The 1,257-nt window shown below is 43.2% G+C and carries 2 protein-coding genes, 1 tRNA gene and 1 rRNA gene; 1 reads left to right on the forward strand and 3 read right to left on the reverse strand.

The window, feature by feature from the left end; all coding sequences use genetic code 11:
* On the forward strand, nucleotides 1–198 hold a 198-nt coding region (locus G604_RS15615), incomplete at its 5' end, for a hypothetical protein (protein WP_036905868.1).
* 69 nt (nucleotides 199–267) lie between these two features.
* Here G604_RS15615 and G604_RS0112650 read toward each other — a convergent pair.
* The 3 genes from G604_RS0112650 to rrf all read right to left on the reverse strand — a co-directional run.
* Nucleotides 268–340: transfer RNA gene (locus tag G604_RS0112650), tRNA-Met, on the reverse strand.
* A gap of 128 nt (nucleotides 341–468) precedes the next feature.
* Nucleotides 469–930 carry a lytic transglycosylase domain-containing protein gene (locus G604_RS0112655; protein ID WP_028910862.1) on the reverse strand — a complete coding sequence of 154 codons (462 nt, stop codon included), beginning with the start codon at nucleotides 928–930 and terminating at the stop codon, nucleotides 469–471.
* Between the two features lie 234 nt (nucleotides 931–1,164).
* Nucleotides 1,165–1,257: ribosomal RNA gene (rrf, locus tag G604_RS14895) — 5S ribosomal RNA — on the reverse strand; the annotation flags it as partial.

The raw sequence follows: 1,257 nt of genomic DNA on the forward strand, positions 1-1,257 counted from the left end.
AAGGTAAGCAAAAAAAATAGTTTTAGCACGCTATCATATCAAGTTCTTTGGTTAGGCAGCGGCATCCGTCCGCCACGGACAATCCCCCTTGGGCCGGTTTTTCCTATGTTTTTCCCGGTTTTCTTCTTCAAAAAAATCTCGGTCTTATTTTTTAAACTATGCCTTGCCCGTGCAAGCGGGAAGTTCAAAAAAAAATAAATGGTTTGTAATGATTAGAAATAAAAAAAACGCCTGGAATCATTCGACAACGACTTCGAGCGTTTATAGTTGCGGAGGCAGGATTCGAACGTGCGACCTCCAGGTTATGAGCCTGGCGAGCTACCAACTGCTCCACTCCGCGATGTTTATTGTTTCTGCGCCTCATTTCTGATTTGCGATTGCAAAGGTACTACTTTTTTCGCATATAACCAAATATGAGACGCAGAAAGTAAGTTATTTAACAGAAATTTAACAGTTAAATCGGTTTCTTTACTTCAAGAAGCTCATCACACGCTCATAATAGCGCTGCGTGCGCTTATTACTGAAATTCATACCGCCATTCCATGATCGTATCGCCTTCTCAATATTATTGAGGGGATTATAGAACGACTGCAAGATCTTGAACATCTCTTTCGACTTGATGACACTCAACCGATCCGACAGGCGGTAACGCTTCTTGCTCTTTCTGGACTTCAGGATTCGATTCACCTCTCTCACGAGAACGGGTGTGATCTGCATCGCACCAACAGACTGACCTGACTTAGCCCTGCTGTTTCCTCCACTCTCTACCTGGATGATAGCATCCATGACACTGTCCCAGTCAAAAGTAGAATCGGAATCCGCCGACTGTGTCGTGGACTCCGTCTCACCGGCAGAAAAGCAGTAAGCCGGAGAGGCATAAAATGTGAACCCGAATAACGCTATTAATACAATTCTTACTATTCTCTTCATAACATATCTTTTATGGAGCCTGACAATACTGCAAAACAACAACAGCTATTGCCGCGGCAGCCTCCCAAGAGAAAGAACAGAAAGCCTGCCTCAGTTCCGTTAAACTTATCTAGAGAAGGAGAGCAAAAAGTTATCCTTCTGAATACTTATATTGCAAAGGTACGAAAAAAAATTGGATAAAACAAAAAAATGCCTGGAAACTTAACATTTCCAAGCATTTCTTGATAAAAATAAAGAGGGCAGCTACCTACTCTCCCGCATTGCATTGCAGTACCATCGGCGCAAGCGGGCTTAACTTCTCTGTTCGGAATGGGAAGAGGTGGGACA

The organism is Prevotella sp. AGR2160 (assembly GCF_000424185.1).
Lineage (GTDB): Bacteria > Bacteroidota > Bacteroidia > Bacteroidales > Bacteroidaceae > Prevotella.